Below are 21,607 nucleotides of genomic sequence, written 5' to 3'. Positions count from 1 at the left end.
AACGCGTCCGAGTGTAGGTCGGGGGCACCGACATTCGGGAGGCGCTCGGCGCCGTCCTGGACCGCCGGCGCGGAGGATCACCGGCGACGCCGCTGGGAGCACGGAGGAGTGGCGCGTCGGCCGACGCGAGTCCAGCCTCCCTGGAGCCTTCTCCGGCACGATCCGACCTCATCCCCTCGGAAGGAGCTCCTCTCATGCGCGCATCCCGTCCTCTTCCCGGCGACCCCTGGCCGTCGGAGATGGTCATCACGGTCGAGGACAACCCCGCGGCGCTGCTCGAGCTCCTCTGGATCCGCGAAGCGTGGGGCTTCACTCCGGCGGGCGACGGGCCGCCGCCGCTCGAGCGGTCCCCGGAACGGGTCGGGTCGGCGGAGCCCGGCGCCGACGAGCAGCGCGCCTGGCCTCAGCTGTGGCAGGACTGCGTCGAGCATCTGGCGGTCGAGACCGGCCCGCTCCTCCGACGGCTCTCCAGTACCGCCGACGGATCGCCCGAGCGCGCACGCCTCCTCGACCTCGCGCGCGGCCCCGGCTGGCGGGAGCGCTTCGGCGACGACTCCCTCGGAGCGCCTTTCCGCGCCTGGCACGACGAGCTGCGGTCCACCCGGATGGACGCGCGGGACGTCCCGCTGGACGCCGCCCCCGAGCGGCGCTGCCTCGGCTCCCTCGTCCCCGCCTGGAAGGCCGGACTGAGGACGGTGGTCACCCTCCCCTGCCGCGGCGAGTACACGCGCGCCGTCTCCGGCTCGGTGCTGCTCCTGACCGACAGCGACCACCGGGACCCGGACCGCTACGCGGCCGCGCTCCGCCGGTTCGCCGACGGCTCTCGGGAGTGACGGGGCACGGATCTCCGGATCGGATGAACGCTCGCGCGCTCCGGACGGTATCCCCTTCCGAGCCGCCGATCTCCGGCGACCGCAAGTCTCGAGGAGTGCACGATGACCAGGAACATCAGAGTCGGTATCGCAGCTGTCGCCGTCGCGGGCGTGATGGCGGTGGCACCCGTGCTCGCCGGTGCGAGCAGCGTCGCTCCCGCCGCGGCGACCAGCGACTCCAGCAGCGCGTCGGACAGGAACCTGATCAACGCGGTCCGCTCCGTGGCGGCGAAGCTGCGGGTCGTCGGACTCTCCGACGGCGGCACGAAGCTCGTGCAGTTCAACCCGACGAAGCCCGGCAAGGTCACGAACCGCGTCGCCGTCACCGGCCTCACCGGCGGCGACACCGCGCTCATCGGCATCGACTACCGGGTCCAGGACGGCGCCCTCTACGGCGTCGGCGACAACGCGGCGAGCGCCGGCGTCTACTCCATCAACCCGTCCACCGGCGTGGCCACTCAGGTGACCCGTCTCACCGTGGCGCTGAGCGGCACCTCCTTCGGCGTCGACTTCAACCCCGCCGCCAACGCGCTGCGCGTGGTCAGCGACACGGGCCAGAACCTCCGTCAGCCGTTCGCCACCGCGGGCGCCGCGACGGTCGCCGACGGCACGCTCAGCTACGCCGCGCCCGCCGTGGCCACCGGTGTCGCCGGGGCCGCGTACACGAACAACGACCTCGACGCGAACAGCGCGACCACCCTGTTCGTCCTCGACACGGCCCTCGACCAGATCGCCATCCAGTCCCCGGCCAACGCCGGCACCCTGGCGCCGACCGGGAAGCTCGGCCTCGACGCAGCGGGTGCGACCGGCTTCGACATCTACTCCGTCCTCCGCAACGGCAGCTCCATCGGCTCGGTCGGCCTCGCCGCCGTCAACGGGTCGCTCTACGAGATCGGACTGCTGAACGGCACGGCGACTCCGCTCGGCGCCATCGGGGCGAACGTCACCGACATCGCCGTCCCGCTCGTCCAGCGCTGACCCGAAAGGCTCCCGGCGACCGCGCCCCTGCCGACCGACGCTCCCGGTGAGCGCCGGTCGGCAGGACGCCGGTCGGCAGGACGCTCCGGCGGGCCGCCGGGGCCGAGAGCCCTCGTCGGAAAGTTCACTCAGCTATGCATCACCGTTCACCCACCGACGCGGCGATGAGGAGTGAGATGAGCGTGCCCCTTTCCGGGGTCTCACCTCTCAAGGAGTCCACGACGTGACACGACTGTTCCGCTCCGCGAACCGCGGACGCTCCGCTCTGGCCCTCTCGGCCGCTGCTCTGGTCTGCGCCGCCGCCCTGGCCGCACCCGGCGCCGCCACTGCCGTCGGTGCCGCCGACCTCTCCGCCACCGGCGGAGCCGCCCGCATCTCCCCGGTCGACGCCGACCTCTCCGACTCGCTGCGCGCAGCGGTGAAGGAGCAGGACGCGAAGAACGTCATCCTCCTCATCGGGGACGGCATGGGCGATTCGGAGATCACCGTCGCTCGCAACTACCAGTACGGAGCGGCCGGCCGCTTCCCCGGGATCGACGCCCTGCCGATCACCGGCCAGTACACGACCTACTCGCTCTACCGGGCGGACGACCCGGCGACGGGCGCCGTCAAGGGCGCCCCGGACTACGTACCCGACTCCGCCGCCACCGGCAGCGCCTGGGCCACCGGCACCAAGACCTACGACAACGCCATCTCGGTCGACATCGACCAGCAGCGCAAGGACACCCTCCTCGAGATCGCGAAGGCGAACGGCCTGAAGACCGGCAACGTCACCACCGCCGAGATCCAGGACGCCACCCCGGCCGTGCAGGCCGCCCACGTCGACGCCCGCAGCTGCTACGGACCCGACAGCGCGAGCTGCGGCGACGACGCGCTGGAGAACGGCGGACTCGGCTCGATCAGCGAGCAGATCCTCGACACCCGCGCCGACCTGACCCTCGGCGGAGGCTCGGCCAGCTTCGCGCAGGTCGCCCGCGCCGGCGACTGGAGCGGCGAGCCGCTGTTCCAGCAGGCCGCGGAGCGCGGCTTCCAGGTGCTCGGGGACGCCACGACTGCCGCCACCGCCGCGCAGCTCGACGCGCTGACCGTCGCCGACCAGGACGCGCCCGTGCTCGGACTGTTCAACTCCGGCAACCTGCCCGTCCGCTACGCGCCCACCCCGGCGACGGTCGGCGGAGCGGACGCCGCCCCGCAGACCTGCGTCGCGAACCCCGACCGTCCGGCCGAGCAGCCGACGCTCCGCTCCATGACCGAGAAGGCGATCGACCTCCTCGACACCGGCGACAAGGGCTTCTTCCTCCAGGTCGAGGGCGCGAGCATCGACAAGCAGGACCACGCCGCGAACGCGTGCGGCCAGATCGGCGAGACCGTCGACCTCGACGAGGCCGTCCAGGCCGCGCTCGCGTTCGCCGAGGCGGACGGGAACACCCTCGTCATCGTCACCGCCGACCACGCCCACTCCAGCCAGATCGTCGACTCGACCCCGCCGACCTCGCTCAGCACCGCGCTGAAGACCGCCGACGGCAGCACCATGAAGGTGTCGTACGGCACCGCCGCCGAGGGCGGATCGCAGCAGCACACCGGAACGCAGCTGCGCATCGCCGCCTACGGGCCGGGCGCGGCGAACGTCGCCGGGCTCACCGACCAGACCGACACGTTCTTCACCATCACGAACGCGCTCGGAGTGGACCGCGACATCCGCTCGATGAGCTTCGGAGCCACCGCCGAGCTCTCCGGCTCGTCGTTCGCCCCCGGAGCCGACGTCACCCTCACCGCGAAGGGCTTCAACGGGGACACGCAGCTGATCGGCTCCGCGCCCCTCTTCACGGACCGCACCGCGACCCGCGACCTCGCCGGCGGCGGCCTCACCGTCACGGCGAAGGCGCCCGCCACGCCCGGCGACTACAGCGTCACGGTGACCGGCGACCAGACCGGCAAGGCGATCACCCTGCCGTTCACCGTCACCGAGCGCCCGAAGTCGAGCACCCCCATCACCGACAAGGTCAAGGACATCGGCGGGAAGCTGATCGACAGGATCCGCCAGCACTGAGCACTCGTCGGCCCGGCTCCTCTGGAGGAGCGCGGGCCGACGGAGTCGCAGGAAGGGCCGTCCCTCGGGGCGGCCCTTCCTCGCGTCGGGGGGGGGTGTCGGCACGACCGGACCGGTGAGCCCGCCTCCGATCAGGACGCGCCGACTCCCGGCGACCGGTCGCGATGCGGCACGGCCCCCGCGCGCTGCACGATCGAGCGGATCAGCGCTTCGAGCAGCAGCGCCGCCCGGCTCGCTGTCAGCGGAGTGGGCTGCCGATCCGACGAACCACTGCGACTCCCCTCGGAGGAACAGCCCGCTGCTCGAAAAGGTCCGGCTCATCAGAGGGAAGCGCGACTCGGCGGTCGGTGCGGTTGATGTAGAAATCGAACCCGCTGCCGTCGATCGTCCGCCGCGAGTGGAAGACGGCGCCGACCATCTCCGACGGGAGCTCGGAGGCCACTCCGGCGGCCTCGAGAAGTTCGGCGACGACATCGAGGAGGTCACCCCCTCGGAGACGGGTCGAGACGTAGGAGGCGCTGCCCGCTCCGGCCGCGCGCCGCGTCACCGCCGGCTCGCCCGCGTGCGGTCCTGTCGCGTAGCGGCGGACCACCCGCGTCTCAGGACTGCGGAGCTGGATCCCCTCGGTCCACAGGGATCCGCGCAGGTCACCCTCCAGCAGGACGTGCTCCTCCTCGAGGAGCGGGTGGAACTCCTCCACTCGGATGCCGAGGAGGTCGCGCAGAGCACCCGGGTAGCCGCTGGCGACGACGTGGTCGTTCTCGTCGGCGATCCCCGAGAAGTACGTGGTGATCAGGTTCCCGCCGCCCTCGACGTAGCCGGTCAGCTCGCGACCTGTCCGCCCGGAGACGAGGTAGAGCATCGGAGCGACGACGACGTCGTACGGGGTCAGGTCGCTGCCCGGGGTGATCACGTCCGCGCGGACGCCCGCGTCGGCGAGCGCGCGCCACCAGTCCAGCGCCTCGCGTCGGTAGCGCAGCAGCGTGCTGGGGTGCGATTCCAGCTCGCTCGCCCACCAGGAGTCCCAGTCGAACAGGACGGCGACCGGGGCCGCCTCGCGCCGGCTCCCCGCGACGTCGTCCAGCCGGCGCAGCCGCTCCCCCAGCTGGACGACGTCGCGGAACAGCTGGCTGTCCTCGCCGGCGTGGGGCAGCATCGCGGAGTGGAACTTCTCCGCTCCGGCGACGGACTGCCGCCACTGGAAGTAGCAGACGGCGTCGGCGCCGTAGGCGACGTGGGTGAGGGCGTCGCGCGCCATCTCCCCCGGCTGCTTGGGTTGGTTGACCGGCTGCCAGTTCACCGCGCTGGTCGAGTGCTCCATCAGGAACCAGGGCGATCCCTGCGCGACGCCTGAGGTCAGCGCCGCTGAGAAGGCCAGCTCGTCGAAGGACTGCTCCCCGGCGAAGCGGTAGTGGTCGTTGGAGACGAAGTCGACCTCCCGCGCCCAGTCGTCGTAGGCGGCGTGGTTCTTGCCCTCCATGATCATGAAGTTGGTCGTGACCGGGATGTCGGGGGTGATCCGCCGCAGCACCTCGCGCTCGGCGACGAGGTACTCCTTCAGGGCGTCGGAGGAGAAACGGAGGAAGTCCAGGCGCTGGGTCGGGTTCGGCAGGGCCGCCACCAGACGCGGAGTGAGCACCTCCTCGAACGAGCTGTAGCGCTGCGACCAGAACGCTGTCCCCCACGCCGCGTTGAGGCCGTCGATGCCGGTGTAGCGGTGCTCGAGCCAGGTGCGGAACGCCCGCGTGGCGTCCTCGGAGTGGTCCCAGGCGTTGTGGCAGCCGAGCTCGTTGCTGACATGCCAGGCGACGATCGCGGGGTGGTCCCGGTAGCGCTCGGCGATGCGCTCGACGAGCTCGAGGGCGTGCGCTCGGAAGACCGCTGAGGTGGGACGCCAGTGCTGCCGGCCCCCGGGCGAGAGGATCCTGCCGTCGGCGGTGACGGGGAGGATCTCCGGGTGGGCCAGCGTGAGCCAGGGCGGCGGGGAGGCGGTCGCCGTCGCCAGATCGACTCCGATGCCTCCGGCGTGCAGCAGGTCGAGGACCTCGTCGAGCCAGGCGAAGTCCCACTGGTCGGGGGCGGGCTGGATCTTCGCCCAGGAGAAGATGGCGACGGAGACGACGTCGACCCCGGCCTCCTGCATCAGCCGGACGTCCTCGGCCCAGACCTCGCGCGGCCACTGATCCGGGTTGTAGTCGGCGCCGAAGGAGATGCGCGGGGTGCGCTCCTCGCCGGTGCGGAGCCATCGGTGGTTCATGGGAGCCTCTCGTCGGTGTCCGGGCGCCGTGAAGACGGCGACCGCGGGTCGTGTGGGGTCGGGTCGGGTCGAGCGCGGGTCGAGCGCGATCAGGCGGAGCGCTGAGAGAGCGGGGAGATGACGAGCTCGTCGATCCGCACGTGGCGGGGTGCGTCGACCACGAACATCGCCGAGCGGGCGATATCGGCGGGCGCGAGCATCACCGATCGGGCCGCCGCGCCGGGGACCTCGGGGCGCTGGCGCAGGAAGTCGCTGTCAATGTCCCCGGGGCAGAGGAGTGTCGCGCGGACGCCCGAGTCCGCCTCCTGGTCGTTGAGGGTGCGGACGACCGGAGCGAGCGCCGTCTTCCCGGCGCTGTAGGCGACTCCGGCGCCGGGCGAGGGGCGCCAGCCCGCGATCGAGGAGACCACGACGATCACGCCGGATGCGGCGCGCAGTCCCGGAAGTGCGGCGTCGGCACTGCGGACGACGCCGAGGAGGTTGGTCTGCACGACGCTCGCGAACTCCGCCATCGACTGGTCCGCCCACGCCCGCCGCGGGGTGTTGGCACCGGCGGAGAGAATGACGGCGTCCAGGCGGTCGGTGCCGGTCGCAGCGGCGATCGCCTCGACGCGCTCACGGGCGTCGTCCGCGGCGACGTCGAACGGCAGCTCGAGGGCGGTGCCGCCTGCGGCGCGGACGAATCCCGCCGTCTCGGACAGCTCGGGCGCCCTGCGCCCCGAGAGGGCGACGGTCCACCCCCGCTCCCCCAGGGCCGTCGCGCAGGCGCGCCCCACTCCGCTTCCGGCTCCTGTCACCCAGGCGACTCGCATCTCCGCGTCCATGAGATCTATAATAAGCAGACTTTTCAGAACGACGGGGGTAGGACATGCTGATGGATCTCACGGATCGGGTCGTCCTGGTGACGGGTGGCGGCCGGGGCATCGGGCGGGCGCTCGCTGAGCGGTTCGCCCTCGAGGGTGCGAAGGTGGCGGCGTTCGACGTCGCCTTCCCGGAGGGCGCGCCCGAGGGCGTCCTCCAGATCGAGGGCGACGTGACCGAGCCCGACTCCGTGGCGAGCGGCGTCGCTCGCGTCGCCGAGGAGTTCGGCGGTATCGATGTCCTGGTCAACAATGCGGGCATCAACGTCGAGGGCCGGGTGGAGGATCTCGATCTGGCCGCCTGGCGCCGCTGCTTCGACGTGAACGTCGGCGGCGTGTTCCTGATGTCGCAGGCGGTGCTTTCGCATGTGAAGGCCTCCGGTCATGGACGCATCCTCAACGCGGCCTCGTTCGCGGCGATCGTCCCCTCGGTGGGCGCGGCCGCCTACGGCGCATCGAAGGCGGCCGTCGTGCAGTTCAGCCGGGTGCTCGCCGGCGAGCTGGGGCCGTGGGGCGTCACGGTCAACGCCTACGCTCCCGGTATGATCCCGAGCGCCATGAACGGTTTCGAGACGATGCCCCAGGCGGCTCAGGACCGGCTGCTCGACACGCTGACCCTCCGCCGCTGGGGCACCGCCGACAGCATCGCCGATCTGCTCGTGTTCCTCGCGAGCGACGCCGCCGACTACATCACGGGCACGCTCATCGACGTGAGCGGCGGAAAGCTCGCCACGCAGCTCCCACAGCGCGCCTACGAGGGAGTGGTCCCACCCGTCTCATGACTCATCAACGCTCCCTCGTCGACACCATCGGCACCGCTATCGTCGGTGGAGATCCGCCGACGGGCACGGTGCTGAACATCGAGACGCTCACCCGCGAGCACGGCGTCTCGCGGTCGGTGATCCGAGAGGCTCTGCGCATCCTCGAGACGCTCGGGATGATAGTCGCCCGCCAGCGGGTGGGGATCACCGTCCTCGGCCGCGAGCACTGGCAGCTCCTGGATCCGCGGGTCATCGCCTGGCGGTCGCACACGGACGACGCGCAGATCCAGCTCCGCGAGCTCATGCAGCTGCGCACCATCATCGAGCCGGCGGCGGCGGAGCTCGCCGCGGTCCAAGGCACGGAGGAGCAGCTGACCGCGATCGTCCGGGCCGCCGAGGAGATGACCGCGACCTACCGCGACCGGCGCGTCGCCGCGTTCACGCGGGCCGACCTCGACTTCCACTCGGCGATCGTCGTCGCGGCCTCGAGCTCCGTCCTCGCGCAGCTCTCCGACACCGTCCTCGCCGCCCTCCGGCTGCGCTACTCCGGCAGCGTGCCGGTGTTCGACGAGGAGGGCGAGCGGGCCCTGGCCATCCACGTCCGGCTCGCCGACGCGCTCACCGCACGCGACGCCGGAGCAGCGGTCGGCCTCACCCGTGCGCTCGTCGATCAGACCCGGGGCCGCCTGGAGAAGCCCGTGGAGCACCCGGACGACGCGGTCGCGGCGACGCCGGGAGGCGGCGCATGAGCTCCGCCGTCCCCGCCTTCTGGGAGGCCGCGGTGTGCATCCCGCCCGTGTCGCATCACGCCGAGGGCCCGCTCTGGGACCCGCGCGGCGACACGCTGATATGGGTCGACCAGTACGCGGGACTCGTCCGCTCCGCGACCCCGGAGGGTACGAGCTTCCTGCTCCGCCCCCCGATCGCCTTCGACGGTCCCGTGGGCGCCGTCGTCGGCGACGTGCGCGGCGGCTGGCTCGTCGCGGCTGCGGACGGCCTGTGGTCCCTCTCCCCAGAGGGCACCGTCTCCCCCGTCGTCGACGTCCTTCCGCGCGACGGCGTGGACCGGCGCATGAACGACGGGAAGGTCGATCCGGCCGGCCGGTTCTGGTTCGGCACGATGGCGATGGACAAGCGCTCGGGCGCCGGCTCCCTCTACGCCCTCGACCAGGGCGTCGTCACGGAGGCGGTCCCCGAGGTCACGATCTCCAACGGTCTGGCCTGGTCCCCAGACGGCGGCACGATGCATTACATCGACACCCCGACCCACCGCATCGACCGGTATCTCACGGAGGGGTCCGCCCTCCGTCGTGACGGATCGCTCGATCTGTCGTCGCGGCCAGGGAGCCCGGACGGCATGACGATCGACGACGAGGGGGCGCTGTGGGTAGCGATGTGGGGTGCTTCGGCAGTGCATCGCTACGACCCCTCCGGCGAGCTGATCGGTGTCGTCCACGTCGACGCCCCGCAGGTCTCCAGCGTGACCTTCGGCGGACCCGATCTGGACACCCTGTTCATCACGACGTCCCGCGAGGACTACTCTCCCGCCGATGCCGCCGCGCACCCTCTCGCCGGAGCGCTGTTCCAGGTGCGGCCGGGAGTCCGCGGCACAGCGGCCGTCCTGTACCGGCCCTGATCGCTCCGCGCCGATCCTCTCCGGTCCCGCGGAGCGCGGCGGCTGTCGCGGGACAGTCGATCGCGCCCTCGACCGCGCATGAGAGCGCGGCGCGGGGAGGCCCCGCGCCGCGCTCTCGTATCGCTCAGCGACTCCGTATCACTTGTTGACGGAGAAGCCCTGCTGGTCGCCGTACTCGACGAGCTGGTCCTGCCAGTCCATCAGTCCGCTGCCGATGTCCTCGTGGTTGACGAAGGACTGACCGACGGTGTCCGGGAAGACGCTGTTGGCGTAGACCTGGAAGGGCAGGTACTGCCAGCCCGTGCTGACGGTGCGGGACGCTTCGACGAGGATCTCGTTGATCGCCTGCCCGCCGAAGTACTCGGGGGTCTGCGCCAGGAACTCGTCCGACTCGAGGTCGGCGACGGTCGCGGGGAAGCCGCCGGACTGGAGGAAGATGTCGATGCTCTCGTCGTCCGAGTTCAGCCACCGCACGAACGCAGCGGCCAGAGCCTTGTTCTCGCTCTGCTCGAGCACGACCTGTCCGCCGCCGCCGTTCTCCGAGTTGCCGCCCGTGCTGCCGCCGTCGGCGGTGGGCAGGGCTGCGGCGCGCCAGTCGCCCGCGGCCTCGGGCACGGAGGACTCCAGCACGCCGGGCATCCAGGCCCCGCTGAGGAGCGTGGCGATGGTGCCGTCGCCGAGTGCGCGGTACCACTCGTCGCTCCAGCTCGGGATGTCCGGCAAGAGCTCGCCCTCGGTCAGGCGGGACCAGTTCGCGGCGAAGGCCTGAGAGCCCTCGTCCTCGAGGTCGACGGAGATCGTCGTGCCGTCGTCCGCGACCTCGAACGGGCGGCCGCCGGCCTGCCAGATCATGCTCGTCGCGAAGCCGGGGTCGCTGGTGTCGCCGGCGATGTAGGCGTCGGGGTTCGCTGTGTGCAGCTTCTGTGCGGCGGCGTAGTACTCGTCCCAGGTAGTGGGGACCTCGATGCCGTACTGGTCGAAGACTGCCTGGTTGTAGAACATGGCCATGGGGCCGGAGTCCTGCGGCAGGCCGTACAGGCCGCCGCCGATGCTGACCGAGCTCCAGGGACCGGTACTGTACAGATCCTCGAGGTCGGCGAGGCCGTACGGAGTCAGGTCGACGAAGGAGTCGGCCAGCGCGAACTGCGGGATGGCGAAGTACTCGACCTGGGCGACGTCGGGCGCGCCGGAGCCGGCGGTGATCGCGTTCTGCAGCTGCGTGTACTCGGTCGTGCCGGTGCCGACGTTCACGACGTTCACATCGACGTTCGGGTAGGCCTTCTCGAACGCGGCGACCTGCGCCTCGGCGGACGGAGTCCATGTCCAGTAGGTCAGGGCGCCGCCCTCTTCGAGGGCCGCGTCCAGGTCGGCCGCATCGGCGTCCGAGTTCGTCGCGCCGCCGGCGGCGGAGCAGCCGGAGAGCACCAGGCCGAGGGTGAGCGCGGCGCCCGCCAGGGTGCCGAAGCGGCCGAGACGCCGCCTGCTGGTGGAGTGAGTCATGGGAGTTCCTTTCGAGTGACTTCGTTGTACGGGAAGGGAGGGGAGGAAGGAGGTGCGGAGGTTCACTGCTTGACGCTTCCGGCGGTCAGACCCGACTGCCAGTAGCGCTGCAGGAACAGGAACGCGATGACGATCGGGACGATCGTGAGCAGCGAGCCGGTGATCACGAGGTTGTAGATCGGCTGGGCTCCGACGCCTGTCGCCTGCGCGCTCCACTGGCTGAGGCCGACCGTGAGCGGATACCAGGTCGGCTCGCTGAGCATGATGAGCGGCAGGAAGTAGTTGTTCCAGGTGGCGACGACGGTGAGGAGGACGACCGTGACGATGCCCGGGGAGAGCAGTCGCAGCGAGATGGTGAAGAAAGTGCGGAACTCGCTCGACCCGTCCATGCGTGCCGCCTCGAGCAGCTCGGTCGGGACGGCCTCGGTGGCGAAGCTCCAGATGAGGTAGAGCGCGAAGGGGCTCACGAGCGAGGGCAGGATGACCGCCCAGGGCGTGTTCGTCAGTCCCACCTGGCTGAACATCAGGAAGGTCGGCACGGCCAGGGCGGTCCCGGGCACCGCCACCGCCCCGAGGATCAGAGCGAAGACGCCCCGCTTCCCGGGGAAGTCGAACTTGGCGAGTCCGTAGCCGGCGACCGTGGCGAGGAGTGTCGCTCCGCCCGCTCCGACGACGACGTAGAGCAGGGTGTTGGCGAACCACTGCAGGAACACGCCGTCGCGGTAGGTGAGTGTCTCGTAGATGTTCTGGAAGAGCGCGAACTCGCCGCCGAAGCCGAGGCCGAAGGTGGAGAGCAGATCGCTCTGGCTCTTGGTCGCGTTGATGAGGAGCCAGACCAGCGGGACCACTGAATACACGACGAAGACGACCATCATGACGGCGAGCAGGATCGAGCGGCGCGGGCGTCGAGCGCGGGGGCTGGTGCGTGCGTAGGAGACGGTCATCTCAGCGCACCTCGGAGCGCTGTCCTCGCAGCTGCACGATGTAGGCGATAACGGCGGTCAGGAGCCCCATGACGATCGCCACCGTGGCCGAGTAGTTGTACTGCTGGCCTGCGAAGGAGAGGTTGTAGGCGTACATGTTCGGGGTGAAGTAGGTGGAGATCACGTTGGGGGCCAGCACTTTCAGGAGGTTCGGTTCGTTGAAGAGCTGGAAGCTGCCGATGATCGAGAAGATGGTGGCGATCACGACCGCGCTGCGGATGGCCGGCAGCTTGATGCTCCACACCACTCGCAGGCCGCCCGCTCCGTCGAGGTCCGCCGCCTCGTAGATGTCGGCGGGGATGACCTTCAGTGCCGCGTAGAAGATGAGCATGTTGTAGCCCAGGAACTCCCAGGTGACGATGTTGCCGATCGAGCCCAGCACCCACTCCGAGCTGAACGGCTGCAGGATCTCCGCGCCGAGCAGATCGTTGACGCTGCCCGTGAGGCCGAACTGGTTGCCGTAGAGGAAGCCCCAGATCAGTGCTGCCACGACGCCGGGAACCGCGTAGGGCAGGAACAGCAGGATCCGGAACGCGCCTCGGCCGACGAGGTGGGCGCTGTCGATGGCGAGAGCGGCGACGAGGGAGAGCACCAGCATCACCGGGACCTGCACAACGAGGAACAGCGTGACGCGGCCCAGCGACTCCCAGAAGCGCGGGTCCTGCAGGAGGAGGACGTAGTTCTCCACTCCCACGAACGCGTTGCCGCCGACCAGCTGCTGGCGGAACAGGCTGAGGTAGATCGCGTAGACCACCGGCGCGACCAGGACCGCCAGGAACACGAGCATGAACGGGCCGATGAACCCCCAGCCCCGCCAGTCGCGGCGGGCGCGGCGGGCGCTCACCGGTCCCGCTGTCGTCAGAGACACCATCGTCGCTCCTCAGTCGTTGAGATTTTTGGTCACGTGACCATCTGCGTCCGGACTCTAGCATGGAGCCATGAGCAACGAGAAGGATCCCCGTGCGACGCCTCCTCCCGCGGCCCCGGTGCGCGCGGACGACCAGGATGTCTGAGGCGCACCGTCCCGGTGCGACGAGGCACAAGGGACCGTCTCAGAGCGACGTCGCCGAGCGGGCGGGGGTGTCGAAGCAGACGGTCTCGCGCGTCGCGAACGGGGCGCCCGAGGTCGACTCCTTCACCCGGGAGAAGGTCCTCCTGAGCATGACCGAGCTCGGCTACCGGCCCAATCGCGCGGCCCGCGCGCTCCGATCGGGCCGGTACCGGAACATCGGCGTGGTGCTCTCGACCCTCTCCTCGTTCGGCAACCGCCGAACCCTCGAGGCGATCTCCGCAGAGGCCAACCGGGCCGGGTACTCTCTCACGCTCATCACCGTGGACGTCTCCAGCCGGGACGAGACGAGCAACGCCTTCTCGGTGCTCGCCGACCAGGCCCTGGACGGCATCATCATCGTGCTCGAGCAGTTCCACTACCGAGACAACCCGGACGTGCACCTCCCGCCAGGCGTTCCCGTCGTCTCCCTGGACGCCAGCCGGGAGACCAGCCATCCCGTGGTCGACTCCGACCAGAGGCACGGCGCACTGCTCGCCACCCAGCATCTACTCGACCTCGGGCACGACACGGTCTGGCACGTCAGCGGACCGAGCGACAGCTTCGCGGCTCTGCGACGGGAGGCCGCCTGGCGGGAGGCGCTGCGTGAGCGCGGCATCGAACCGCCGGCCACCCTCGCCGGCGACTGGTCGACCGGATCGGGGTACCGCGCCGGAGTCACGCTGAGAGAGCGGGATGACGTCACCGCAGTGTTCGCCGCCAACGACCAGATGGCGCTAGGAGTCCTCCTCGCCTACCACGAGGCGGACATCCCCGTGCCCGGCCGGGTCAGCGTCGTGGGGTTCGATGACATCGAGGAGGCCGAGGCCTTCTGGCCCCCTCTGACGACGGTCCGCCAGAAATTGATGGAGGTCGGCCGTGTGAGCGTTCGGACACTCGTCGCGGTCATCGAGGGCCGCGAGGCCGTGGATGCTCGAACGACGGTCTCAACCGAACTGATCGTGCGGCGAAGCACGTCGTCCCCTCCTCCGCGAAATGGCAACGCGACCGATCATCGGGGTGGATGAAGCCGTCGGAGCGGCGATTCGAGGTCGACGGCAGGCGGCCGATCGGCGAGTGACGCGAGATGAGCACACGGCTCATCCGAAGATCCGCGGTGCGGCTGGATGTGGACCGAGCCGAAGCGCTGGCTTGCGTGGAGTCGCTGACCAGCGCGCGCCGTCCGGCTCGGCGGCGATCACGAGGGTGCAGTGGTTGGTCGAGGGGATGTGCACGAGCGCGAACCGACGCCCGTGCGAGAAGCTGCCGGTGGGCGGGGGCGTCCTGGTGGTCTTCTGCCCGGACGCGGACAGCGACAGTGCGGATCGGCTCAGCATGCTCTCCGCCTGGGACGGCAGCGCGTCCGGATCCGCGGTGGGCGAACGCGGGTGAAGACGCTGAGGGGGGGACGACCTGCGCGCCGTCGCCCGATCCCTCTGCTGCGCCGCCTGCGTCGGCGATCAGTCCGCGGCTGCTGCGCCGAGCGCGGCCTGCACCGCGCGGATGCTCGATCCGAGCACACCCGAGGTCAGGAGTCCCGGACCGAGCGGGCCGGACGGGTCCTCACCGAGGAGCGGCAGGGTCCGCAGCGCCGCCCGCACCTGCCCGCTCATGTGCCCCAGCTGCCACCGGATCTCGGCCTCGCCGCCCTCCCGCGTCGAGGCCAGCCCGACCGCCTTCACTGCGTAGGCGGCGGCGCCGAGCGCGTGAGCTCCCATGTGGGCGACGCCGGACGCCTGTCCCGCCGACCGCGCCGCAGCCTTCGCCGCCGGAGAGATCGCCGACTGCGCCGCACGACCCGCGACGAAGCGGAGCCGGATCTCCCCCGCCGCGTCCGACTCGCCCCGCGAGAAGGCTCGGGCGCGGGCGATGCCGTCCCGTGCCCGGACGTCGTCGGGGGCCTCGGCCTCGAAGAGGGGGAGCACCCTCTCCGCGCAGTCGGCGGCCCACGCGGCGACGAGGCGACGATCGGCTTCGGACAACGACTGCGGGGACATGCCAGCACTCTCGCAGACGGCTCGAGCGTCCGTCCGTCCGGAGCCGCCCGTGGCCGCGGTCGTCGGGGCGGATGTGCCGGTAGTTCCCGCTCATCGGCGCCCGACCCGCGGAGGGGCTCGCGGCTAGAGCACGTCCGCGATCGCGGCGAACGTCCTGTCCGGGTCCTCGAGCTGCATGTCGTGGTGCACGCCCGGGAGCCGGCGCACCTGCCAGCCCCGCTGCTCGAGCCGCGCGGCCAGGGCGTCCGGCAGCACCGCCGGCGACTGGTCGGAGAGCACGACCGTCGACGGGACCGTCGGCGCCTCGACCGGGACCGGGTGGAAGGCGACGTCCCGGAACACGCCGACGGCCATCCGCGCGTCGAACCGCTTCTTCGCGTCGTCGAGGAGCGCGCGGGTCTCGGGGCTGTAGGCGGCGCGGACCGCGGCGCCCGCCCGCGCCTGTCCGAGCTGAGCGAGGCCGAGCGACAGGAGCGGCACCGCCCAGAACAGCCGTCCGGCGAGGCCGCTCGTCGGCAGCGACAGGGCGAACCCGGGATCGAGGTAGACGGCCCGGCCGGGCGCGAGTGCGGCGACGGCGCGCTGCAGCACCGCGCCGCCGAGCGAGTGGCCGACCACGCTGTCGAGCCCCGCCGGCAGCGACTCGACCAGATCAGCGGCCATGTCGTCGATCCGGTACGACTCCGCCCGCGGGCTCGCGCCGTGCCCACGCAGATCGACGGCCGTGACCGTGTAGCGGCCGGTCGCGACGAGCCGCTCGACGAACGGCCCCCAGGTCGTCGCCGACGCGCCGAGGCCGTGCACCAGCCCGACGTGTCGCGGTCCGGATCCGGTGGTGAGGGTCTGCAGGCGCATCCCCTGATCCTGCCGGAGACGGCGCCTGAGGCGGAGGCGCCGGGCGGATGCGGAGCCTGCTGCTGCACCCTCTGCGTCGACGATCGCGCCACATCTCCTGCCATCGAGGTGTGCGCTCTTGACTCCGCCGATGCGCGCTGGGAGGTTCTCCGGATGCGGTGGCACTCCGCCGTCCGCCCGAGCAGCCGGCCGAAGAGAGGACCTCCATGACAGCGACGAGCAGAGCCACGGGAACGGTCGGCCGGACCGCCGTCGTCTTCGGGGCGGCGGGTCTCGTCGTCGGGGCCGTCGTCGGCGGAGCCGCCGTCTTCGGAGCGGGGCTCCTCCTCGACGACTCGAGATCGAGGATCACGATCCGGGACGTCACCCGCGCGGAGCTGGACGGACTCGAGCGCGCTGCCGCTCCGAGCAGGGAGGCCTGCGGAGATCGTCGTGGGTGCGTGGAGGGCGTCGACGGGCCCGGGGCGTCGATCCACCGCTACCACTCCCTCGATCTCGCGCGGCAGGCGACGGTGTACAACACGACGGACGTCTACCGGTCGGACCGGCTCGTCATCGAGTTCGAACCCCACCTGGGTCCCGCTGAGCGGCACGACCTGATCCAGGTGATCGAAGGGACCTGGACCGGAAGCAGCGATTGACGGGCGTGAAGCGAGCCGCCCGGACGGCGTCGACGAGCGACCGGAGGGCGGGGCCCTCGACTACTCGCTCAGCGCCGATCCTCCCCCGGAATGCCCACCGGACAGGGGCCTCCGCAGGGGGTCCGCTCGGGTGCGGTCCGGGCCTACGCTCGCCCCATGCACCTCCGCACGGTCGCGATCAGGCCCGGCACCGCCGCCCTCGCGCCGGTCGGCGCGCCGCCTCGGACCGCGCTGGACGACGTGCTCGCCCACCTGATCGCGGCGCTGGCGATCGGATCCGGCCTGCTGCTCGTCCCGGCGGGCGTCGGCGGAGTGCCGCTCCTCGCCACCGGATCGACCGGAGCGAGCGCCTTCGAGGCGTGGGCGCTGATCCGGACGACGGTGGCCCTGCAGATCGGCATCGCCGTGCTCGCGATCGGTCTCGGCGCCGTGGCGCGGACGCGCGGACCCGCGGGAACCCGGGCGGAGCGCTGGTGCGTGGTCGCCGCGGTGAGCGCCGCGATCGGCGTGGTCCTGCTGGTCGTGCCGCCGGCCTGAGGAGCCTCCGGAGAGCGACGACCACCGGCCCGTCAGAATCGCCGCGCCCGGCCGTGACCGAACCGTCACCTCGCGCCGCGCGGCGTGATCGGATCGTTGCAGGATCCGGCACAGGCTGAGGTTCCGCATAGGACACACTCGGCCACAGGGGGCGATCGTCCCCCGCTCATGGGGAAGCCGACCGCGATCAGCTGCTCGGAGAAAGCAGGAATCGTGCGTTCTGCGCGACGACGCCACGGCGTCACCATCATCACCACTGCGGCACTGCTGGGGGCGCTCGCGTTCCCGTCCGTCGCCCTGGCCACCGAGGTCGTCCCTGACGCCGCCTCGAGCCCCGCACCGGCCGAGCCGGCTCCCACCGCGGAGCCGACCGCGACTCCGGAGCCCACGGCGACGCCGCAGCCGGCCTCGACTCCGGCGCCCACTCCGGCTCCGACCACCGCGCCCGTCGAGAGCGCGCAGTCGCCCCTGGCGATCGCCCTCGACCGCACCACCTACGAAGCGGGCTCGGCGTTCTCCGCGATCCCCTCGGCGGAGGGCTGGGCCGGCGGCCTGGACGTGTCCGGGACCGGTTTCCAGCCCGGCACCGTCGCCGTCGTCGTGCTCCGCGACGGCGCCTCGGAGGAGGCCGTCACCACCAGCGTGATCACCGCCTCCGGCGAGCTCCGCCTCCAGGACTGGCTCCCCACCGACGCGGACGGCGTCGCGGTGGACCCCCACCTCCCGCTCCCCGGCGAGACGATCTCCGTCGTCGCGGAGGGACTCGACGCCTCGGGCGCCCGTGTCGCCTCCGATGCCGTCGAGCTGACCGTGACGCAGCCCGACACGAGCGTCGTCTTCCAGAACCGGAAGGACGGCGGGGTGCTCCCGGCCGGTGCGGACATCCAGGTCGGAGAGTTCCGGATCCACGGCGTCGTCGCCTCGTTCCGCGGATTCGACCGCGGCGAGGACGTGTCCGTCACGCTCACCGCGCCCGACGGCAGCACCTCCGCCCTCGTGCCCCCCGCGCCGACCCCGCTCTCGGGCGAGGCCTTCGTCCTGCTCGACGCCGACACCATGGCGGACCAGCTGGGCACCTTCACCGTCACCGCCACGGGAGAGACCAGCGGACGCTCCGTGACGTCGTCGCTCGAGCAGGTCCCCTCGCGCACCGCGATCCGGATCTGGCCCCAGGGGGCTCCGCCCGAGCCCGCCCCGGCGGACGGACAGCCCACCAGCGGTGGCGCTCTCCTCGGCTTCGGCGCGGACGAGACCGTCTCGATCGGCGTCTTCTCGACCTCGGGTGCGCGCCAGACGCTCACGGGCGGCGGCTCGAGCCTCGAGGTCGGCGTCGACGCGCTGGGCTGGAGCCTGATCTCCCTCGGCGAGTACCCGCTGCAGGACCCGGCGAGCGAGATCTACTGCGTCATCGCCCGCGGCACGTCGAGCGGTCTCGTGGCGAGCACCTCCTACGACTACACGCTGACGGAGGAGGACCCGATCGCCGGAGAGGCCGACTGCTCCGCCGCGGTCGCCGCCGTCACGGCGCACCCTGCCGGCGCCGGGCCCGCAGTGCACCCGGCCGGCTCCGGACCCGCGGCGCAGACGGGCGGCCACCGCCCCGTCCTCGCCTCGACCGGCGTCTCGACGACCGCGCCGCTCGCCCTGGCCGCCTTCGGCATCCTCGGCGGTCTCGCCCTGACGGTGCTCCGCCGCCGCCGCGCGTAGACGGCCGCGCACCGCGCACGACGAAGGCGCCCGGGCACACCGCCCGGGCGCCTTCGCGGTCGCGAGACCTGTCGGGTCAGTCGGACGGCACCGCGCAGGTCTCCTCCGCCGCGGTCTGACCCGGAGCGTCGACGGCGACGGGAGCGGGATCCGTCGGAGCCGCGCCGCCGTCCGCGGGCGCCTCCTCCGCGGGCGCCTCCTCCGCCGGAGCGTCGGATGCGAGGGTCACCGGCTGGTCGTTGAGGACGCGGTTCATGAGCTCGGCGCCGACCTCGGCGTTCGGCACGACCTTGCCCGGATAGTCCGGGTCGTCGAGCGCCGGGTACTGCACGAACACCATCTTCGAGAGGTCGACGTCCTTCAGCGCGAGGGCGAGCGAGATCATCGTCGCCGGGCTCGTGAGCGAGGTCGACAGGTGCACGTTCGACGAGGTCGCCTGCGCGAGTCCGTAGAGGGCGGGGATGTTCGAGAGGGTGTCGGCCGAGCGGACGGTGCGCATCAGGGAGGCCAGGTACTGCTGCTGCGACGAGATGCGGCTGAGGTCGCTCTGGTCGCCGACGCCGTGGCGGCTGCGGAGGAACGAGAGGGCCATCGACCCGGAGACGGTGGAGGTGCCGGCGGGCAGGTCGAGGCCCGAGTCGGTGTCGAGGATCGGACCCGTGAGGCAGATCGGGACGCCGCCGACGGCGTTGCTCATCTCGATGACGCCGTTGAAGGACACCCAGCCGGCGTAGGGCACCGTCAGGCCGGTGAACTGCTGCAGGGTGTCGTTGACGCAGGCGAGCCCGCCGTACTGGAACGCGGAGTTGAGCGGGACGCCGGCGGCCGCCTCGGTGACGACGCCCGTCTCGGGGTCCGTGCAGGCGGGACGGTCCAGGATCAGGTCGCGCGGGAAGCTGATCACCGTCGCGCTGCGATGGTCGGCCGAGACGTGGAGCAGGATGTTGACGTCGTTGAGCGTGTCGTCGCGGACGCCGAACGTGTCGCCCTGCGTGGCGTCGTTGTCGGTGCCGACCACCAAGACGTCGAAACCGCCCTCGACCGCGCCCATCTGCACGTTCCCGGCGGTGGGAGGAGCGACGCCGAGGTCGACCGCGTTGTCGGCGACGTTCCGGCTGATGCTCACCGTCGCGATCGCCACGAGCGAGGTGGCGCTGACAGCGAGGACGCCGACCACCGCCGCGATCCCGACCACCACTGTCCGCACCCCGGACCGCCGCCGGAGCCGCCCGTGCCGCACCGCGCGCTCGTGAACCCTCATGCGCTCCCACCCCTCGCCCCGCCCGCCCGTTCGCGGACGCAGTCGCTCGCCAGTGTAGGCAGGCCCCCTCCGATGCGGCGCGGAACGGCCCTGCTACCGTCGTGCGCGCATCGAGGAGCGGAGGAGGAGCCGTGGAACGCCGAGTCGTCGATCCCGTCACGCAGATCGAGTGGATCGTCCCGCCGTTCGCGACCGAGGAGGACACCCTCGCCCGCGCGCGGGCCGATCGGGAGGGGCGGCTCGCCGACCTCCGCCTGTACCCGGACCACTGCGCGGAGTATCCGCTCTGGGCGGTCGACGGCCCGATCGACGATCCGGGTACGATCGGCGTCCCGGAGGCCCTGCACGGACCGCTGCTCCGCTGGCAGGAGCTCTGGGCGTCCGGATGCGACGTGTTCGAGGGCTGGAGGAGCGCCGAGGCGGAGGAGCGCTGGCTCGCCCTCGGCCGGGAGCTGCACACCGAGCTCGAGGCCGCCCTCTGGCTGACGACCCGGGTGCTCGCCTGCTTCTGAGGACTGCTGCTCGGACATCCGCGGGAAAGCCGGCGCAACCCGTCCCCGGACCGGCCCCTGCGTGCCTACCCTGGACGGTGCGCTCTCCTCGTCTTCTGCAGCAGGTCGTCGGCAAGCTCGGCGGGCAGCGGCCCGCGGCCCCGGTGAGCCGTCGAGCGCAGCGGGCGCTCCTCGCCGAGCAGACGGTCCGCGGGGTGCTCGAGCTGGCCGTGCGGCTGGGCGAGACGCTGCTCTCGCTGGGGTCCGCGGCCGCCGAGGTGACCGAGACGATCCAGCGGGTGTGCCGCGCCTACGGCATCGAGTGCCAGGTCGACCTCACCTTCACATCGATCCTGGTCGTGCACGACGGAGGCGACGACTCCCCCAGCGTGAGCGTGCTGCGCGTCGTCCCCTCCCGCAGCGCCGACTACGAGCGGCTCGCCCGCGTGACGGCGCTCGTCACCGCCATCACCGAGGGCTCGCCGGAGGTGCGCGTCGCCGACGCCGTCGACTCCGCCGAGGCCCGCGAGGAGGCCCGCCACCAGTTCGAGGCCGCGCACGACCGGCTCGACGCGATCCTCGTCCAGCCGCACCGCTACCGCCGCGGGGTCGTCACCCTCACGCTCGCACTGATGGCGGCGGGCGTCGCGCTCCTGCTCGGGGGCGGACCCCTCGTCGTGCTCCTCGCCGCCGCGACGGCCGCCGCGATCGACCTGGTCAACCAGCTCCTCGCCCGCTGGGGCCTGCCCGCCTTCTTCCAGCAGATCGCGGGCGCCGCGCTGGCGACCGGAGTGGCGGTGGTGCTGCTCGCGGTCGTGCCGCGGCTGCCCGTGGAGCTGGCGGTGCTGCCGCCCGCGCTCGTCGTCGCGTCGGGGGTGGTCGTGCTCCTCGCCGGGCTCTCGTTCGTGGGAGCGGCGGACGACGCGATCAACGGGTTCCCGATCACCGCGGGCGGCCGGCTGCTCGAGGTCGGGCTGCTGACGCTGGGCATCGTCGTCGGCATCGCCGTGGTGCTCGACGGCGCGCGCTCGCTCGGGGTCGAGCTGGTGCTGGTCGACTCCTACGCCCGCCCCTGGCCGGCCGCCGTGCAGGTGCTCGGCGCCGGGGTCGCGGCCGGCGCCTGGGCGCTCTCGTCGCACACCCCGCCGCGGCCCGCGCTCATCGCCGCCCTCA

20 protein-coding genes are annotated in these 21,607 nt (G+C 71.9%); 12 read left to right on the top strand and 8 right to left on the bottom strand.

What is annotated here, in order from left to right:
• Window positions 1–194: 194 nt before the first annotated feature.
• The 3 genes from C5C36_RS09400 to phoA all read left to right on the top strand — a co-directional run bounded on the left by C5C36_RS09400 (window position 195) and on the right by phoA (window position 3,900).
• Complete coding sequence (locus C5C36_RS09400) at window positions 195–833, top strand: hypothetical protein (RefSeq protein ID WP_104309630.1); 639 nt, start codon at window positions 195–197, stop codon at window positions 831–833.
• A gap of 102 nt (window positions 834–935) precedes the next feature.
• Window positions 936–1,850, top strand: a complete 915-nt coding sequence (locus C5C36_RS09395; protein ID WP_219813325.1) for a DUF4394 domain-containing protein — start codon at window positions 936–938, stop codon at window positions 1,848–1,850.
• Window positions 1,851–2,073: 223 nt separating this feature from the next.
• Window positions 2,074–3,900: an alkaline phosphatase gene (gene phoA, locus C5C36_RS09390; protein ID WP_308470898.1), complete on the top strand. Its 1,827-nt coding sequence runs from the start codon at window positions 2,074–2,076 to the stop codon at window positions 3,898–3,900.
• Between the two features lie 238 nt (window positions 3,901–4,138).
• On the opposite strand, the gene C5C36_RS09385 is transcribed toward phoA, so the two are convergent.
• Together C5C36_RS09385 and C5C36_RS09380 are read right to left on the bottom strand one after the other, a co-directional pair.
• The gene (locus C5C36_RS09385; protein WP_104309629.1) at window positions 4,139–6,157 is read right to left on the bottom strand and encodes a beta-galactosidase; all 2,019 of its coding nucleotides are present in this window, start codon (window positions 6,155–6,157) and stop codon (window positions 4,139–4,141) included.
• An 89-nt stretch (window positions 6,158–6,246) separates the two neighbouring features.
• Window positions 6,247–6,981, bottom strand: a complete 735-nt coding sequence (locus C5C36_RS09380; protein ID WP_104309628.1) for an SDR family oxidoreductase — start codon at window positions 6,979–6,981, stop codon at window positions 6,247–6,249.
• Window positions 6,982–7,031: 50 nt separating this feature from the next.
• Here C5C36_RS09380 and C5C36_RS09375 point away from each other — a divergent pair, with 50 nt between their 5' ends.
• Genes C5C36_RS09375 through C5C36_RS09365 form a run of 3 tightly spaced genes read left to right on the top strand, consistent with a single transcriptional unit; the run spans window position 7,032 to window position 9,414 of the window.
• Window positions 7,032–7,799 (top strand): SDR family NAD(P)-dependent oxidoreductase, encoded by a 768-nt coding sequence (locus tag C5C36_RS09375; RefSeq protein ID WP_308470897.1) that lies wholly within the window; start codon window positions 7,032–7,034, stop codon window positions 7,797–7,799.
• Window positions 7,796–8,527 carry a FadR/GntR family transcriptional regulator gene (locus C5C36_RS09370; RefSeq protein WP_104309626.1) on the top strand — a complete coding sequence of 244 codons (732 nt, stop codon included), beginning with the start codon at window positions 7,796–7,798 and terminating at the stop codon, window positions 8,525–8,527. The genes C5C36_RS09375 and C5C36_RS09370 overlap by 4 nt, the downstream gene beginning before the upstream one ends.
• Complete coding sequence (locus C5C36_RS09365) at window positions 8,524–9,414, top strand: SMP-30/gluconolactonase/LRE family protein (RefSeq protein ID WP_104309625.1); 891 nt, start codon at window positions 8,524–8,526, stop codon at window positions 9,412–9,414. Before C5C36_RS09370 ends, C5C36_RS09365 begins: the two co-directional genes overlap by 4 nt.
• Before the next feature lie 138 nt (window positions 9,415–9,552).
• Here C5C36_RS09365 and C5C36_RS09360 read toward each other — a convergent pair whose 3' ends face one another.
• The 3 genes from C5C36_RS09360 to C5C36_RS09350 form a co-directional block, all read right to left on the bottom strand.
• A complete protein-coding gene (locus C5C36_RS09360; protein WP_104233995.1) occupies window positions 9,553–10,914 on the bottom strand; it encodes an ABC transporter substrate-binding protein in 1,362 nt (453 codons plus the stop codon).
• Window positions 10,915–10,976: 62 nt separating this feature from the next.
• Complete coding sequence (locus C5C36_RS09355) at window positions 10,977–11,858, bottom strand: carbohydrate ABC transporter permease (RefSeq protein ID WP_104223309.1); 882 nt, start codon at window positions 11,856–11,858, stop codon at window positions 10,977–10,979.
• Between the two features lies 1 nt (window position 11,859).
• Window positions 11,860–12,768, bottom strand: coding sequence for a carbohydrate ABC transporter permease (locus tag C5C36_RS09350; RefSeq protein WP_104309624.1), 909 nt, complete (start codon window positions 12,766–12,768; stop codon window positions 11,860–11,862).
• Window positions 12,769–12,902: 134 nt separating this feature from the next.
• Between C5C36_RS09350 and C5C36_RS09345 the strand changes: the two genes are divergently transcribed.
• A complete protein-coding gene (locus C5C36_RS09345) occupies window positions 12,903–13,973 on the top strand; it encodes a LacI family DNA-binding transcriptional regulator (protein ID WP_104223311.1) in 1,071 nt (356 codons plus the stop codon).
• Window positions 13,974–14,405: 432 nt separating this feature from the next.
• On the opposite strand, the gene C5C36_RS09335 is transcribed toward C5C36_RS09345, so the two are convergent.
• On the bottom strand, window positions 14,406–14,942 hold the full coding sequence (locus tag C5C36_RS09335) for a putative immunity protein (protein ID WP_104238872.1): 537 nt from the start codon (window positions 14,940–14,942) through the stop codon (window positions 14,406–14,408).
• 123 nt (window positions 14,943–15,065) lie between these two features.
• Window positions 15,066–15,797 (bottom strand): alpha/beta fold hydrolase, encoded by a 732-nt coding sequence (locus tag C5C36_RS09330; protein ID WP_104226554.1) that lies wholly within the window; start codon window positions 15,795–15,797, stop codon window positions 15,066–15,068.
• A 206-nt stretch (window positions 15,798–16,003) separates the two neighbouring features.
• Here C5C36_RS09330 and C5C36_RS09325 point away from each other — a divergent pair, with 206 nt between their 5' ends.
• The 3 genes from C5C36_RS09325 (at window position 16,004) to C5C36_RS09315 (ending at window position 18,682) form a co-directional block, all read left to right on the top strand.
• On the top strand, window positions 16,004–16,438 hold the full coding sequence (locus tag C5C36_RS09325) for a hypothetical protein (protein ID WP_104309622.1): 435 nt from the start codon (window positions 16,004–16,006) through the stop codon (window positions 16,436–16,438).
• 156 nt (window positions 16,439–16,594) lie between these two features.
• A complete protein-coding gene (locus C5C36_RS09320) occupies window positions 16,595–16,975 on the top strand; it encodes a hypothetical protein (protein ID WP_104262235.1) in 381 nt (126 codons plus the stop codon).
• A 213-nt stretch (window positions 16,976–17,188) separates the two neighbouring features.
• Window positions 17,189–18,682 carry an LPXTG cell wall anchor domain-containing protein gene (locus C5C36_RS09315; RefSeq protein ID WP_146085322.1) on the top strand — a complete coding sequence of 498 codons (1,494 nt, stop codon included), beginning with the start codon at window positions 17,189–17,191 and terminating at the stop codon, window positions 18,680–18,682.
• A gap of 76 nt (window positions 18,683–18,758) precedes the next feature.
• Here the strand turns inward: C5C36_RS09315 and C5C36_RS09310 are convergent, their stop codons facing one another.
• Window positions 18,759–19,943 (bottom strand): LCP family protein, encoded by a 1,185-nt coding sequence (locus tag C5C36_RS09310; protein ID WP_146081501.1) that lies wholly within the window; start codon window positions 19,941–19,943, stop codon window positions 18,759–18,761.
• A gap of 131 nt (window positions 19,944–20,074) precedes the next feature.
• On the opposite strand from C5C36_RS09310, the gene C5C36_RS17595 reads away from it, so the two are divergent.
• Together C5C36_RS17595 and C5C36_RS17325 are read left to right on the top strand one after the other, a co-directional pair.
• Entirely contained in the window at window positions 20,075–20,455 is a 381-nt protein-coding gene (locus C5C36_RS17595) for a hypothetical protein (RefSeq protein WP_104309620.1), read from the top strand.
• Between the two features lie 77 nt (window positions 20,456–20,532).
• The coding region (locus C5C36_RS17325; RefSeq protein ID WP_181133799.1) for a threonine/serine exporter family protein at window positions 20,533–21,607 on the top strand (1,075 nt) is incomplete at its 3' end.

Origin of the sequence: Rathayibacter sp. AY1G1 (assembly GCF_002932095.1) — a bacterium.
Classification (GTDB): domain Bacteria; phylum Actinomycetota; class Actinomycetes; order Actinomycetales; family Microbacteriaceae; genus Rathayibacter.
Note: the sequence above shows the minus strand (reverse complement) of the source record. Positions and strands in the feature narration are given on the sequence as shown.